The following is a 15,593-nucleotide window of genomic DNA, read 5'->3' on the forward strand; positions in this document are numbered from 1 at the left end:
TTCTCGATCCACCCCGCACCAAGCCAACCGTGGAGGTTTCGATGTTCAAGAAGCTCAGTACCCTGGTCGCGTTGATCGCGACATTGGCAGTTGTTGCGGCAGCGTGTGGTGACTCGACGGCGGATACCACCGCAACCCCTACCGACCAGCCCACCACTACCACGCTCGGGGGGACGGCGACTTCATCGGGTGATGGCATTCTGCCGATGGTTGATCCGTTGGACGTGACGGGTGACATCGCGGCGGCCGGCTCGTCGACGGTGTTCCCGCTGGTCGAGGCCATGGCCGCCCGGTTCGAGAACGAAGGGTATTCGGGTCAGATCACGATCGACAGTATCGGTTCGGGCGCCGGCTTCGAGCGGTTCTGTGTTGAGGGCGAATCGGACATTTCGAATGCGTCCCGCCCCATCAAGGATGAAGAGGTTGCCGCGTGTCGGGCGATCGATCGGGATCCGATCGAGATTCGGCTTGGGACGGACGCGTTGGCGGTGACGGTATCGCCGGGCAACACGTTTGCAACCGACATCACACTCGAGGAGCTGGCGGTGCTGTTCTCGACGGCGGTGACCTGGCAGGACGTGCGGGCGGATTGGCCGGCCAATCCGGTTGCCAGGTTCATTCCCGGTACCGACTCGGGGACGTTCGACTACTTCGTTGAGGAGGTCTTCGACGAGGAGCCGGGTCCGATCCTGGCTGCTGCCGACACGCAGAAGTCCGAAGATGACAATGTGTTGGTGCAGGGCATCACCGCGGACGGTTGTGATGCTGCCGATGTATCGACCACCTGCGCGGTCGGGTTCTTCGGATACGCCTACTACGCAGAGAACCGGGGTGTGCTGAACGTGCTGGCAGTCGAGGGCGTTGAGGCAACAGCAGAGGCGGTCGATGCAGGTGAGTATCCCCTGGCGCGCCCGCTGTTCATGTACACGACCGCTTCGATCATCGCGGAAAAACCCCAGGTTGGAGCGTTCCTCAATTTCGTGCTGACCTACGTGGATGAGGAGATCGGCGAGGTCGGTTACTTCCCCGCCCCGGCAGAAGATCTCGATGCTGCCAGGTCTGCCCTAGCTGGGGCACTCGGAGAGTAGAAAGAGAACCCACGATGGGTGAGTGTTCCTCCAGACCTCACCCATCGGGTTATCCGAGCAAGGGAGACGGGCACGACCAGCACTAACGAAACTGACGGGACTATCGACCTGACCAGGCGGTCGCGCCCGATCGAGGCCGCCATACAGGGGTCCTTGTTTCTCGCCGGCATGATTTCGATCCTGACCACGATCGGGATCGTCGTTGTCCTGGGCCGCGAAGCCCTGCTGTTCTTTCAGACGAAAGAAGTGACGCTCGGTGAGTTCTTCAGTTCGACGACCTGGGAGCCACAGATTCTCGAGTTCGGGATCTGGCCGCTTGTTCGGTCAACGCTCATGGTCAGCCTCATCGCGATTCTGGTGGCGGTACCGCTTGGCCTGGCTGCGGCCATCTACCTAAGCGAATACGCCTCGGATCGTGCCCGCGGCCTGCTGAAGCCCGTACTTGAGGTGCTGGCCGGCATCCCGACCGTCGTCTACGGCTATTTTGCTCTCACGTTCGTGACTCCCATTCTGCGATCGCTCCTCGGCGTTTCGCTGGTCGAAATCTTCAATGTGGCGTCTGCCGGGATCGTGGTGGGAATTCTGATCATTCCACTCGTCAGCTCGATGAGCGAGGACGCTCTCCACGCAGTGCCCCTCTCCTTGCGCGAGGCAGCCCATGGTCTCGGTGCCACCAAACTCGAGGTGTCCCTGCGGGTGGTGCTTCCCGCCGCCCTCTCCGGCATCACAGCCGCAGTTGTGGTCTCGGTGTCGAGGGCAATCGGCGAAACGATGGTGGTAGCGATAGCGGCAGGTGCCGCGCCGCGCAATTGGAATCTCGGCAAGGACGGTCTGTTCAGCACGGTGCTCAATCCGTTCATCTCAGGCGAGACGATGACCGGACACATCGTCCGGATCTCGGGAGGCGACCTCAGCTACAACTCCATCGACTACAACAGCGTGTTCGCCATCGGCCTCATGCTGTTCCTGATGACGCTGTCTCTGAACATGCTGAGCCGCCGGTTCGTGGCCAGATTCCGCGAGGTCTACGAATGAGCGCCGGAGGGTTCCCGGAGGGGGTTCAACTCGATGGCCAGATCAGCCGGCGGCGCAGGCGTGGCGCCTACCTCCGGCTGTCATTTCTGGCGTCGCTGATCGTTGCGGTATTCGCGCTGTTGACCTTGCTGTACCACATCGTGAACAGTGCGTTCGGTCTGGTCGCCCTCGAGAGCGAAGTGGCGCCGGCAGCTCTGGTGGAGTCGCTCGGCCTCGACTCCACCTCATCCGCTCTGGTCGACCTGTCCAAGGACGACCTCGTCACGGTGCTGCGCACCAACATCAACAACAACGTCGGTCGGAGCCTGGAACGGGACCAGCGTTTCTACGACGATCGGCTCGTGTTCGAGACGCAAGCGAAATGGGACGAATTGTGTGCCCGTGCCGTGGATCGTCCCGCGGGTTGTTCGTCCGGCGCACGGGAACGGGACAACGTATACGCGCTCATCGTCGAGCAAATCGTCCAGCCGAGAGTGCAGGAGACCTGGTTGCTCTTCGATTCGATTTTCCACCGTGCCGAGATCGAAGAGAGGGCGGCTGCGCTCTACCCCAGCGCCGACCTCATCTTCCGCTCGTGGCTCTCGGTCGATTTCGTGACAAGTCCGCAATCCCCCCAGGCAGAGATCGCCGGGGTGCGCACTGCCATCCTGGGTTCACTGTGGATCGTCGGCGTTACGATCCTCTTCTCGTTCCCGGTCGGCGTGGGCGCCGCGGTCTACCTGGAGGAGTACGCCCGGGACACCCGCCTGAATCGCCTGGTCCAGACCAACATAAACAATCTGGCCGGGGTGCCCTCGATCATCTACGGGATGCTCGGCCTGGCCATCTTCGTCCGCGTGCTCCAGGCATTCACCAGCGGCGCCGCCTTCGGCGGAGTCGACGGCGTCACCGCCAACGGCCGAACCGTTGTTTCTGCAGGGCTGACGCTGGGTTTGCTGATTCTCCCCATCATCATCATCAACGCCCAGGAGGCGATCCGGGCCGTCCCTCAGTCGTTGCGGTCGGCGGGAATGGCGCTGGGCGCTTCGCAGTGGCAGACAATCCGTGCCCACGTTCTGCCGAATGCGATCCCGGGAATTCTCACCGGCGCGATCCTGGCCGTCGCAAGGGCATTGGGTGAAACCGCGCCACTTGTCGTCGTCGGCGCATCGACGTTCATTACTGCTGATCCGACCGGGCCATTCTCCAAATTCACCGCGCTTCCCATTCAGATCTTCCAGTGGACGTCCCGACCTCAGGACGAGTTCCGCAATATCGCGGCCGCCGCGATCATTGTGCTTCTCGTGCTGCTGCTGCTGCTAAACGCCACTGCGATCGTTCTCCGCAATCGCTACGCAAGGAGGGTTTGATGACCGGGCAGGACGCCTTCGTGAGGACATCGGTCTCTGAGCCGGCCAAAGCCGTGCCAGGACGGCTCACGTCCGCCATGGAGATCCGCTCCATGCACGCCTACTACGGATCGTTCCGGGCCGTCAAGGAGGTAGACCTCACCATCTACGACCACTACATCACGGCTCTCATCGGCTCGTCCGGTTGCGGAAAGAGCACACTGCTGCGGGCTCTGAACCGTATGAACGACCTCGTTCCGGGAGCCCGGGTGGAGGGAGACGTCCGTTTCCACGGAACCAACATCTACGCCGGCGACGTTGACCCCGTCGAGGTCCGGCGCCGGATCGGGATGGTCTTCCAGAAACCCAATCCATTCCCGAAGAGCATCTACGACAACGTCGCCTGGGGCGCCAGGGTCAACGGGTACCGCGGCAACATGGGGGAGTTGGTTGAGGGGGCGCTCCGGCAGGCTGCCTTGTGGGACGAGGTCAAGGACAAACTGGACCAGAGCGGCTACTCGCTGTCCGGCGGTCAGCAGCAGCGGCTCTGCATCGCCCGTACCATCGCCGTGAAGCCGGAGATCATCTTGATGGACGAGCCGACCTCGGCGCTCGACCCGGTCGCTACGTTGCGCATCGAGGAACTCATCCAGGAACTCAAAGACCACTACACCATCGTTATCGTGACGCACAACATGCAGCAAGCTGCCCGTGCGTCGGACTTCACCGCCTTTCTGAACATGGACGCGGACAGGGCGGGGAGAGTGGTCGAGTTCGGCAGAACGGCAGATATATTTACGAATCCCGAACACGAGGAAACCGAGAACTACATCACAGGACGGTTCGGATGACCCAGCCTCGCCGGCACTTCCATCAGGAACTCGAGAGGCTCGTTGAGCGACTGGTCTTCATGGCCGACCTGGCAGAGCAGGCGGTCGGGAAGGCGGTGCTGGCCCTCGTCTTGGACGACGCGGTCCTTGCCGATCAGGTCGTCGCAGAAGACCAGGCTATCGACGACCTCTATATGGCAATCCATCAGGAGTGGTTGGAGACGATGGCGCTGCAGACGCCTGTCGCCATCGATTTGCGCTTGATGTCGGTGATCCTGCACGTCGATGTGACCCTCGAGCGCATGGGCGATCAGGCGACCAACGTGGCCAAGGTGGTTCATGCCATCGAGGGCCTGCCACGAGAGCCGATGATCCTCGAGCATGTTCGTGAGATGGGCGACCTGGTCCAGCCAATGGTCAGCACCGCCATGGACGCACTAGTCCAGCGAGACCTCAACCTCGCTCTCCGAGTGCCGGAGATGGACGAACCGGTCAACCGGCTGAATCGGAGTATGGCCCGTGAGATCGCCAACTGTGGCCGGGATCTCGACCTCCTCGAATGGGCGGTACCGATGCTGATGGTTGCCCGTGCGCTGGAGCGAGTGGGCGATCAAGCAGTCGATATCGCCGAGCAGGTTGCCTTTCTGATCACGGGCGAGTTTCAGGAGTTCACCAGGCCAGACGGCGATGATGCTCACTGAATCCCCCCCGCTGGTCCTCGTCGTCGAGGACGAAGAGGCGCTGGCCGATTCAATCCGCTACAACCTCGAGCGGGAGGGCTATTCGGTCGAGATAGCGGCCGACGGCAGGACGGCAGTGCGGAGGTTCCGCGCCGCTCATCACGATCTCGTGCTTCTCGACCTGATGCTGCCCGGGATGTCGGGGTTTGACGTGTGCCGGACCCTTCGAGCCGAGTCCATCGTCCCGATCATCATCGTCACGGCGAAGGACAGCGAAGCCGACGCCGTCGCAGGGCTCGAGATCGGCGCGGATGACTACGTGAAGAAGCCGTTCTCGATGCGCGAGCTGCTTAGCCGAGTGCGCGCCAATCTGCGCCGAGCGTCGCTCGGAGTGTCGGCCGACGCGGAGGTTCTGGAGAGCGCATCACTCAGACTCGACATCGATCGCCACGAGCTCGAGGTCAGGGGCCTGCCTGTTGAACTTCGTCCGAAGGAGTTCGATCTTCTGGAGGCATTGCTACGTCGAAATGGGCGCCTCGCCACACGGCAAGCCCTCATCGAAGACGTATGGGGGCCCGGGTATTTCGGGGACACGAAGACTCTGGACGTGCACGTAAAGCGCTTGCGCCACAAGATCGAGACCGATCCCAATTCTCCGGCCCTGATCCTGACGGTGCGCGGTCTCGGCTACAAGCTGCTCGATGACTGAATCGCCCACCCGAATCAGGCGCGGGCACCGGCCGACACTCGCCCGCCGTCTGCTCGTTTGGTATGCCCTCGCAGTCGTCGTCCTCCTGCTCGTCCTCGGCGTCGTTATCAACGAACGGACGGGAGATCTCCTGATTGAAGAACTCACCAACTTGCTAAAGGAAGAGGCGGAAGTGGTGCGGTTCTCGTTGGAACAGTCGCCATCCATCCGGGAGGACACCGTTGCGCTCGGTGACAGAATCGAGACGCGTATCACCGTAATCGCAGCCGACGGAACGGTGCTCGCAGACTCGCGCTCGGACCCGGCCGAGATGGAGAATCACGGGACACGCCCCGAAGTGATAGCCGCCCTGGCAGGGGAACTGGGGGTCGATTCGCGTCTCAGCGAAACGGTCGGTGTCTCGTTTCGATATGTTGCGCTCCCGGTGGCGGACGGACTGATCTACAGGCTGTCGGTTCCGTTGACCGAGGTCGAGGAGTCATTGAGCCGGCTTCGCTTTTCGATCGTTGGGAGCGCCCTCCTCATGAGTTTGATCGGGGTGGCCACGGTGTGGCTGGTGGCGGCCAGGATTTCCCGCCCGCTCGGTGAGATCACCGACGCCGTCTCCCAGATTGCGGATGGCGACGCGTCCGGGCGTCTGCCGGCGCCGCGCCTCGCCGAGTCGGCGCGATTGGCTCAGTCTGTCGAACGGATGGCCGGTGAGCTCCAGCGGAAGGTCGCCGACGCTGAGGATGCCCGCAGCCTGCGGGATGACGTCCTGTCTGCATTGCCGGAAGCGCTGGTCCTGATCGACGCCGGTGGATCGGTTGTCTACGCCAACCAGCCGGCCAAGGCGCTGTTCGGAGCACCGGCCGGTGTGAGCGGGCTGGCGCCCTCGTCGGCGAAGCGAGCCGCAGAAAGCGCCCTGGCAACTGCCCGGACGCAACAAGATGAGTTCACTGCAGGTGTGCCGCCCCAGGTTTATGCCGTCACGGTTCTCCCGCTCGAGAAGGGTCGAATGGTCTTGTTGGTCGCCCGGGACATGACGGAGTCCAAACGGGTGGAGTCCATGCGGCGGGATTTCGTGGCCGACGCGTCGCATGAGCTGAAGACGCCGGTCGCGGCCATTCGGGCTGGTGCCGAAACGATTCTCCGTGCGGTCGACGACGACCCGGCGGCGGTGACGCGGTTCGCCGAACAGATCGACCGGATTGCCATCCGGCTCGGCCGCCTGGTTTCCGATTTGCTCGATCTCTCGCGACTAGAGGGTGAGCTGCCGATCGTCGAGCTAGTCCGGCTCGACCGGTTGATCGAGGATGAGGTCGCGGCGATTCGATCGGATGCTGATAGACGCCAGATCGAGCTGATCCTGCGCCTCGATGGAGTCGAAGCGTTGGCCAACGCCGACGACCTGCGGCTCGGCTTCAGGAACCTGCTCGATAATGCCCTTCGTTACACGCCTGCGGGTGGAACAGTGAGGATTGCGGCCCGCCGGGAGGGTGGAGAGGCGGTGCTCGAGGTGAGAGACTCCGGAATCGGGATTCCCAGCCGGGATTTGCCCCGTATCTTCGAGAGGTTCTACCGGGTGGATGCGGCCCGCTCGCGAGAAACTGGGGGTACCGGTCTGGGGTTGGCAATCGTCAAGCATGTCACCGAGCGGCACGGTGGTTCGGTTGAGGTTGCGAGTGAACTGGGGCGGGGGTCGACGTTCACCATCCGGCTTCCACTGCCCGATTTGGCGTAGATGGGGTGCCGGGTGTGGTGTGGTGCAAGGTGCAATGTGGGCCGATTGTCGCAAAGCGAAACGGGTATTCTCGGGTTTCGCGGTGCCCGGTGGGTATGGGGGGAGTTTCGCAAAGCGAAACTCGAATTTGCCGGGCACGAAGTGCCCGGCAAACGGCTTACCAACGATCAGCCTTGTCTTCGTCGTAGTAGTCGAGGCGGTCGAGCGGCATCACCAGGGAGGTGAGCACGTTCATCGAGTGGGCGGTGATCCGTTTGAAGTAGCGGTAGAGCAATGCCAGCGGAACGGCTTCGCTCGCCGGTGCCGCCGATTGGATCTGTTCGAGGACGAGGTCGTCGTACTCGCTGAGGTGTTCATCTTCAGTCTGTAGTATCTCGTGTGCGGCTTCGGCGTCACGCTCGCCGAAGATTCGGGCCGTTTCGGCGATGAGTCGCGATATTCGATCCCGGTTCGTCAGGAGCTGGTCCCGGAGATCACTCGACGATAGATCCACTCCTGCATTCGCCAGGTCGAAGATGTTTTTTGCATAGTCGCCGATCCGCTCGGCGTCCTTCACGATGCTCATCGAAACCAGCACCATCGGGATGTCGGCAGATGCTCCCCGGACGCTGGTGTGCACGATGAGTTCCCGCCGCACCTCGCGCTGTGCCTTGTTGACCCGGCGATCCGTCTTCTTGATGTCTTTCTTGACGAGTTCCGGTTCGGTACCCCCGAGGAGCGCGTTGATGGCCGCGTCGAAGGTGTGACGGCAATCGACCAGCATCTGTTGAATCGTTTGCTCGATCTGCTCGAGTTCCTTGTCGGCTCCGCCTCGAAAGAATTCCATCACCATGATTGCTCTCCTCAGTTCAATATAAGTATGCCGATGATCGGCAGCAGGATGAAGACGCCTATTACGTAGGCCAGCACCGCCGACTTCCTGACCTCCGCAACGTCTGCCAGCTTCCGAGCGAGGATCAGCGGGATCCGACGTATCGCCGGGATCGGGTAGAAGACAAGAATGCCGGAGACGTTGAAGAGCGTGTGGGTGAGTGCGATGACCAGCGCGGCTGGCGACTCTGCCGCCAGGGAGGCGAGCAGCGCGGTGACTGTGGTGCCGACGTTGGCGCCGAGCGTGACGGGGAATCCGTTCTCGAGGGTCAGGACTCCGGCGGCGATCATCGGTACGAGGACTGACGTGGTGATGGATGACGACTGTACGGCGACGGTCATCAGCAACCCGATGGCGATGGCGGCTATGCCACCGCCCCGCGAGAGCACCGCGTTCATCGATCGCTCGATCCGCCCTGCCATGACCAACCGCATGTTCACGGTGATGTAGGCGAGGGCCAGGAAGATCAGAGCAAGCCCGAGAACGAGGAGCGCGAAGCCCATCGCCGTTTCGTTCTCGGTGAATCGTTCGACGATTGACTCGAACCACGAAACGGGTGCCTTCACCGCCGACTTGATCGGACTGTCGGGGTTCTCGAACTGAAGGGAGGTGTTGGCCCCGAGGAGGTCGGCCAGCCACTCAGCGCTCTTCGAAAGGAACTTGGTGGCGAGTTCGAGGGGAAGGAACAGGGCCACGGCAAGGATGTTGAAGAAGTCGTGCATGGTGGCACCGGCGAAGGCGCGCTTGAACTCCGTGCTGCGCCGGAGGAAGCCGAGTGAGGCAAGCGTGTTCGTAACCGTCGTGCCGATATTGGCCCCCATGATCATCGGCACGGCGAAGGGCACGGACAGCGTTCCTGCGCCGACCAGGCCCACGATCGTCGCCGTTGAGACCGAGGAAGATTGCACCAGCACCGTGGCGAGGATCCCGACGAACAGTCCGGCGATCGGGTTGGAGACATTCGCGAACAGGCTGTCGGTGAAGTCTGAGCCGAATGACTTGATACCAGATTCGAGCGCCTTGACCCCCACCAAGAAGAGGTAGAGGAGGAAGAAGACAAGGATGAGACGTACCCAGGTCGGAAGGTCCCGTTTGGCGCTCTGCTCTTCGGTCTCCATCGTGCCGTGCCTCCGGGTGGAGTTGGGTTGTCCCTCGTGGCGGGAAGGAGACTAGTGCCTGAGACGAGGTCGAGATCCGGCTGAAGCCGCTATCCCGGCGGCATGTATGGGTCGACTTGGTCGTCCTCTTCCTGGTCGGGCACTATCGGGGGAACCTGGCCCATGCCGTGTGTGCCGCCGCCGGGAATCCACCAGACTCGCTTGGCGCCTTTGGCATGTCCATAGTCACCCCGGAGCACACTGACGGCGTAGCGGATGAACCAGATGATTATGAAGAGAGCGACCGCACCGAACACCCAGGTGAGCACGGTGTCGAGCATTAGTAGTGCTGTACCGCTTCGAGGAACTTCCGAGTGCGTTCGTGCTGGGGCGCCTCGATCACCTGGGCAGGGGGGCCGTCCTCAACGATGACCCCTCCGTCGATGAAGGCGACTCGATCTGCGACCTGGCGGGCGAATCCCATTTCGTGGGTCACGACCATCATGGTCATTCCCTCGGATGCCAAACCGCGCATGACGTCGAGCACCTCGCCGACCAGCTCTGGATCGAGTGCGGAGGTGGGTTCGTCGAACAACATCAGGTCAGGGTTCATGCACAGCGATCGGGCGATCGCCACCCGTTGTTGCTGGCCGCCGGACAGACGGATCGGGTACTCGTCTGCCTTGTCCGTGAGACCGACGCGCTCCAGCATCTTGTTGGCGACCTCGTTCGCCTCGTCATCGGAGCGTTTCAGTACACGTTTCTGAGCAATCGTGAGGTTGCCGAGGACCGTGAGATGCGGGAAGAGATTGAAGCGCTGAAACACCATCCCGATCCGGGTTCGGACGGCGTCGACGTCGGTCTCGAAGTCGGTGATATCGATGCCTTCGACGAAGATCTTGCCGGCGGTGGGCACCTCGAGGAGATTGACACAGCGGAGTATCGTCGACTTCCCAGAGCCGGACGGTCCGATCACACAAACGACCTCACCGGCCGCCACCTCGAAATCGATGCCTTTGAGCACCTCCAGCTTCCCGAAGGACTTGTGGAGACCGACAATCTTGATGGGAGGGACGTTGGGGTTCATCGGTTCACCTCGCCTTGGCGGCCTTGCGCTCGAGCACCGCGACTAGTTGCGTGAGCGGCAGTGTGATCGCCAGGTACACGATTGCGATCACCGTGAGCGGCGTGCCGTTGAACTTCTGGTTCATGAGGTCGCGTCCGAACTTCGTGAGTTCCTTCGAGACCGGCGTGGTGCCGAGCACGAAGAACAAGGAGGTGTCTTTGATCAGGAGCACGAGTTCGTTCGTGAGGGGCGGGATGATGATCCGAAATGCCTGGGGAAGGATGATGCGGCTCATCGCCTGCCCGGAACTCATTCCGAGCGACCGGGCCGCCTCCATCTGGCCGCGCGGCACAGCTTGAATCCCCGCTCGGATCGTCTCGGCCATATAGGCGGCGGCCACGATTCCCAAGCCAACGGCACCCTTTCCGAGCGTGCCGCCTGGTACTTCGAATCCATCGAACGCAATGGGTAGTGCGAAGGCAACGAAGATGAGGGTGACGAGGGCCGGAAGGCCACGGAACAACTCTATGTAGGCGGTAGCGATCCACTTGTAGGGCCGGATCGGCGACATCTTCATGAGCGCCAGAATCAGCGCCATGACCAGACCCAGCGAGAACGCCAGCAACGTATAGAGCAGGGTGTTCTTGGCGGCGATCGTGATGACTTCCGGCAACATGTCGGCCGCCACGTCGACGTCGGCGAATGAGCGCTGCAGTGTCGCCCAGTCTGCGAAGAGCAGGACCACAATGGCCATGATCACGAGGACCGAGTAGAGGGTCGCCCGGCTGATCAGGAGTTTGGTTCTCTTTGTCACGCTGCCCTCCCGACGCGCTGAGGGGGACCCTAGTGGTCCGTCGCGGATTTGGTGACTTGGTCTCCTGCCGGACGATCCCCGCTGTGGCAGGGTTCGTGGCACTGCCTACCCCGGTCATCAAATAGCAGACAGACCACTAGCGGGTCCCCCTCAGCGAGGTCTGTGGATCGGCGAGTTTTGTTTACGCGCCGAAATACTTGTCGAAGATGTCCTGGTAGGTGCCGTTGTCGCGCAGGGTCTGGATGGCCTCGTTGACTGCGGTCAACAGGGCTTCCTTACCTTCCTCCTGCGTGGCGAATCCGTAGTTCTCGCCCGTCGAGTAGGTGTCGACGACCTCAACGGTTTCGTCCTTCTGTGCACGGTCAGCGTTGACCGGCAGATCCTGGAGGATGCCGTCGACGTTGCCGGACTCGAGTGCCACGAACAACTCGCCGCCGTTTTCGAAGGAGAGCAGGGCGACGCCATCGGGGGCATTGTCCTGGGCGTATGCCTCACCGGTTGTGCCGGATTGGACACCAAGGCTCTTACCGACGAGGTCGTCGAGGGTTGCGTAACCCGAGTCCTTCTTGACGAGCAGCGACTGTGCCGCGTCGAAGTATGGATCCGAGAAGTCGATGTTCGCCTCGCGCTCTTCGGTGATGGTGATGGCGGATGCTGCGATGTCACACTGATTGGCAGCCATGGCGCTGCCGGACGTGATGGCGTCGAAGCCCGTGCCGAGGAACTCCAGCGATAGGCCCAACTCGTCGGCGATCGCTTGCATCAGGTCGACGTCGAACCCGGTGTATTCGCCGTCGACTTCGTACTCAAAAGGCTCGTAGGGGATCTCAGAGCACACAGTCAATGTGTCGGCTGCTACAAGGCCGAATTCGCTGGTGTCTGCTTCGCTGCCGCCGCATGCCGCTCCGACCAGCGAGAACGCCAGCAACAGCACGAAGATCGTAGTCCATTTGCTTCTCACGGTGTCTTCCTCCCATTGGGAACGAGGAGTCTGCTCTCCCCGTATCTGGAACTCTAGGTCGTGCAATCGAAAGGTGCAGATCGTGAAGAGGTACCCCGTACCGGGTATCGGCTATTGGGACTTCAGATGTATCCAAAATGACCGAGAAACGATGTCCCGGTACCCAGTACTTCTCTGGGTCAGGCGCCGCTTACCAGGCCAAGCACGCGCTCGGCAATCGACTCCGCATCGAGCCCGATCGACTTCATTATCTCGCCGGCCGAACCGGCGGGCAGGAACTCGTCCGGAATGCCCATGATCCGGATGCGATCGGCGAGGCCGTCCAGGCTCACCGTCTCCAGAACCCCGGCGCCGAAGCCACCGCTAATCACGTTGTCTTCGAGCGTGACAACCATCGGGTAGGCGCGCACCCAGTCGACCAGACGCTCGTCCATAGGCTTCACCCAGCGAGCATTTATCAGGCCGACCGACACGCCTTGTTGTGCCAGCGTCAACTGTGCCTTCTGAGCGAGTTCGACCATTCGACCCGTTGCGAGCAGCAGTACGTCTGATCCGGACTCGAGTTCTTCCCAAGTGCCTATTTCGAGTGGCTCGACGGGCAGTTCCGGGATCGTGTCTGCTCCACCTTTCGGGAAGCGGATAGCCATGGGGCCTTCGTGAGTAACGCCGGCCGCCACCATCGCACAGAGTTCGCGTGCATCCGATGGTGCTCCGATGGTCATGCCGGGAATCATCCGCAGGTAGGAGAGATCGAAAGCTCCATGATGAGATGGACCGTCCGGTCCGGTCACGCCCGCACGATCGAGGAGGAAGGTGACCGGCAGGTTGTGCATCGCCACATCCATCACTACTTCGTCGAAGGCTCGCTGCAGAAAGGTCGAATACACGGCAACGACCGGGCGCTTGCCGCTCATCGCCAACCCTGCTGCCAGCGCCACCGCGTGCTGTTCGGCGATACCGGTATCGATGACCCGGTCGGGGAACTCGCCTGCCATTTCACCGAGACCGGTCGGAGACACCATGGCGGCGCTGATGGCGACGACATCCTCGTTCTGGCGAGCGGCGTGGAGGACGGCCATGGCGGCGATGTCCGTCATCTTCAGTTCGGAGTTGTTAGGTCGGCCCGACTCGACGTCGAAGGCGCTCACGCCGTGCAGCTTCTCGACCTCGTCGTTGATGGCCGGTTCGTACCCACGGCCCTTGTCCGTGATGACATGGACGATGGCCGGTTCTCCCATGTCTTTGGCGTGTTCGAGTGCCTCTTCCATTGCCTGGAAGTCGTGGCCGTCGAGGATCCCCGAGTACTTCAGGCCGAGCACATCGAAAACTGTGGCCGGCTCGACCAACTGTTTGAGGCTCTCTTTCAAACGAAATGCGAGTTCGTCGGCGGTGTCGCCCACGATGGGAAGGGAGCGCAAAACGCGGCCGGTGAGTTTCTTGGCGTGCTCGTAGCGCGGGTTGAACCGTAGGTGAGCCAGTGCAGCAAGTCCGCCGACCGTCGGCGCGTACGAACGCCCGTTGTCGTTGACGACGATGATCAGGTTCGGGGGCCGTGTCACCGCGATGTGATTGAGGGCCTCATACGCAACTCCGCCCGTCAGGGCGCCGTCGCCGATGACCGCGATCGTATAGCGGCCGTTGCCCGCCTCCGCGTTGGAGATGGCGTTGCCGAGCGCATAGCTGAGCGATACAGACGCGTGGCTGTTCTCGACGAAGTCGTGGTCGCTCTCAGCCCGGCTCGGGTAGCCCGTCATTCCGCCGAACGAGCGGAGCGAGTCGAAGCCGCCCTGGCGGCCGGTGACGATCTTGTGGACGTATGCCTGGTGCCCAACGTCCCAGTAGATGCGGTCGTCCGGGCTCTCGAAGACCCGGTGAAGGGCCAGGGTCAGTTCGACGATTCCGAGATTCGGTGAGAGATGGCCCCCGGTGCGCGAGATCTTCTCAACCATGAATTGTCGAATCTCAGCAGCCAGTTGCTCGAGTTCATCGACGTCGAGGCTGCGAAGGTCTTCAGGATCCTGGATGTGTTCGAGAAAGTTCACGTGCGCTTCGTTTGTGAGGGTCGTGGTGTCGGCGGCAACCGCTTGTGCGGTCGGAAACGAGGGTCACAGACTAGCGCTGCAACGGGCCACTGGTCACGGCCGATCTGAAATAGGTCCCACTTTTGGTTGATGCGTCCGTTCGGCCCTGTCTATGGTGGTTTCACTAATCGGGGAGGCGCAGTCCCTGAATTCCCATTTGGGAGGAGCAGAATGAATCTCAAGAAACTAATGGCGGTACTGGCGGTATTGGCTCTGGTCCTGACGGCGTGTGACGCCGGAGGGGGCGGAGACGAGACCACTCCCACCACGGCCGTCACCCCGGATGACGGCACTACTACCGAGACCACCGCAGGCGGAACCGATACCGGAGCGCAGACGGGTGGAAGCCGTCTCGACGAGATTATCGCCCGCGGAACGCTCAATTGTGGTGTGAACGAAACCTTGCCCGGGTTCGGTTCGAAGGATGAGACGGGCGCATTTGTCGGTTTTGACATCGATCTCTGTCGTGCAGTGGCAGCCGCGGTGCTCGGCGACTCAGAAGCGGTGAACTACACCGCATTGACGGCCGCACAGCGCTTCGAGGCTCTGTCCTCAGGTTCAATTGACATGCTCAGCCGGAACACGACCTGGACCCAAAGCCGTGATGGCGAGTTGGGCGTGGACTTTGCCCCGACCACTTACTACGACGGACAGCAGGTTATGGCTCTGGCTGCCGACGGATTCGACAGCGGCTCAGGCCTTGCGGATCTCGCCGGTGCGGTCATATGCACCAACGCCGGAACCACGACCGAGAAGAACATCACCGAGGCGATGCAAGCGGCCGGTACGGATTTCACACTCACCACTTTCGAGGACTTCAACATCGTGTTGGAGAATTTCAAGAGTGGCGCTTGTGACGCCGTTACCACCGACGGTTCCGGTCTCATTTCGCGCAAGTCCACCGATGAACCCGCCCCCGGCGATTGGGTCATCTTCCCGGCGGTGCCGATCTCCAAGGAACCTCTTGGTCCCGGCGTCGCCCAGGGTGACGCGAAGTGGGCCGATGCGGTCAACTGGTCGATCTACGCCATGATCCTCGCTGAGGAACTGGGAGTGGACAGCTCCAACGTGGACGCCATGCAGGCGAGCCCACCTAATGGTGAGGTTCAGCGTTTGCTCGGCGGCGAGGAAGAAAAGCAGACGGCGATGGGCCTTTCTGCTGATGCGTTCTATAACGTCATCAAGCAGGTCGGCAACTACGGTGAGATCTTCGATCGGCATCTCACGGTGCTGGGACTCGAGCGCGGCCTCAACGCACTGTGGAGCGACGGTGGTCTGATCTACGCACCGCCTGCTAGGTAACCGAAGAG

At 61.7% G+C, this 15,593-nt stretch carries 15 protein-coding genes; 8 read left to right on the plus strand and 7 right to left on the minus strand.

Annotated features, from left to right (window positions below; translation table 11 throughout):
- Positions 1–41: 41 nt before the first annotated feature.
- From P1T08_01705 to P1T08_01735, 7 genes are all read left to right on the plus strand, one after another.
- On the plus strand, positions 42–1,088 hold the full coding sequence (locus P1T08_01705; GenBank protein ID MDF1594801.1) for a substrate-binding domain-containing protein: 1,047 nt from the start codon (positions 42–44) through the stop codon (positions 1,086–1,088).
- Between the two features lie 102 nt (positions 1,089–1,190).
- Positions 1,191–2,123, plus strand: coding sequence for a phosphate ABC transporter permease subunit PstC (gene pstC / locus P1T08_01710; GenBank protein MDF1594802.1), 933 nt, complete (start codon positions 1,191–1,193; stop codon positions 2,121–2,123).
- Positions 2,120–3,472: a phosphate ABC transporter permease PstA gene (gene pstA, locus P1T08_01715; GenBank protein ID MDF1594803.1), complete on the plus strand. Its 1,353-nt coding sequence runs from the start codon at positions 2,120–2,122 to the stop codon at positions 3,470–3,472. Before pstC ends, pstA begins: the two co-directional genes overlap by 4 nt.
- Before the next feature lie 77 nt (positions 3,473–3,549).
- Entirely contained in the window at positions 3,550–4,302 is a 753-nt protein-coding gene (gene pstB, locus P1T08_01720; protein ID MDF1594804.1) for a phosphate ABC transporter ATP-binding protein PstB, read from the plus strand.
- On the plus strand, positions 4,299–4,982 hold the full coding sequence (phoU, locus tag P1T08_01725; GenBank protein MDF1594805.1) for a phosphate signaling complex protein PhoU: 684 nt from the start codon (positions 4,299–4,301) through the stop codon (positions 4,980–4,982). Before pstB ends, phoU begins: the two co-directional genes overlap by 4 nt.
- Positions 4,969–5,670, plus strand: a complete 702-nt coding sequence (locus tag P1T08_01730) for a response regulator transcription factor (protein ID MDF1594806.1) — start codon at positions 4,969–4,971, stop codon at positions 5,668–5,670. Before phoU ends, P1T08_01730 begins: the two co-directional genes overlap by 14 nt.
- Positions 5,663–7,393: an ATP-binding protein gene (locus P1T08_01735; protein ID MDF1594807.1), complete on the plus strand. Its 1,731-nt coding sequence runs from the start codon at positions 5,663–5,665 to the stop codon at positions 7,391–7,393. Before P1T08_01730 ends, P1T08_01735 begins: the two co-directional genes overlap by 8 nt.
- A 157-nt stretch (positions 7,394–7,550) precedes the next feature.
- On the opposite strand, the gene P1T08_01740 is transcribed toward P1T08_01735, so the two are convergent.
- From P1T08_01740 to dxs, 7 genes are all read right to left on the minus strand, one after another.
- Positions 7,551–8,225, minus strand: a complete 675-nt coding sequence (locus P1T08_01740; protein MDF1594808.1) for a PhoU domain-containing protein — start codon at positions 8,223–8,225, stop codon at positions 7,551–7,553.
- A gap of 11 nt (positions 8,226–8,236) precedes the next feature.
- Positions 8,237–9,382, minus strand: a complete 1,146-nt coding sequence (locus P1T08_01745; protein MDF1594809.1) for a Na/Pi symporter — start codon at positions 9,380–9,382, stop codon at positions 8,237–8,239.
- An 89-nt stretch (positions 9,383–9,471) separates the two neighbouring features.
- A complete protein-coding gene (locus tag P1T08_01750) occupies positions 9,472–9,702 on the minus strand; it encodes a hypothetical protein (GenBank protein ID MDF1594810.1) in 231 nt (76 codons plus the stop codon).
- Complete coding sequence (locus P1T08_01755; GenBank protein MDF1594811.1) at positions 9,702–10,448, minus strand: amino acid ABC transporter ATP-binding protein; 747 nt, start codon at positions 10,446–10,448, stop codon at positions 9,702–9,704. Before P1T08_01755 ends, P1T08_01750 begins: the two co-directional genes overlap by 1 nt.
- A gap of 4 nt (positions 10,449–10,452) precedes the next feature.
- Positions 10,453–11,241, minus strand: a complete 789-nt coding sequence (locus P1T08_01760) for an amino acid ABC transporter permease (GenBank protein ID MDF1594812.1) — start codon at positions 11,239–11,241, stop codon at positions 10,453–10,455.
- Positions 11,242–11,422: 181 nt separating this feature from the next.
- A complete protein-coding gene (locus tag P1T08_01765) occupies positions 11,423–12,202 on the minus strand; it encodes a transporter substrate-binding domain-containing protein (GenBank protein MDF1594813.1) in 780 nt (259 codons plus the stop codon).
- Positions 12,203–12,381: 179 nt separating this feature from the next.
- Positions 12,382–14,244: a 1-deoxy-D-xylulose-5-phosphate synthase gene (dxs, locus tag P1T08_01770; protein ID MDF1594814.1), complete on the minus strand. Its 1,863-nt coding sequence runs from the start codon at positions 14,242–14,244 to the stop codon at positions 12,382–12,384.
- 210 nt (positions 14,245–14,454) lie between these two features.
- Between dxs and P1T08_01775 the strand changes: the two genes are divergently transcribed.
- Positions 14,455–15,585 (plus strand): amino acid ABC transporter substrate-binding protein, encoded by a 1,131-nt coding sequence (locus tag P1T08_01775; protein MDF1594815.1) that lies wholly within the window; start codon positions 14,455–14,457, stop codon positions 15,583–15,585.
- Positions 15,586–15,593: the final 8 nt, after the last annotated feature.

The organism is Acidimicrobiia bacterium, from assembly GCA_029210695.1.
Lineage (GTDB): Bacteria > Actinomycetota > Acidimicrobiia > Spongiisociales > JAHEDJ01 > JAHEDJ01.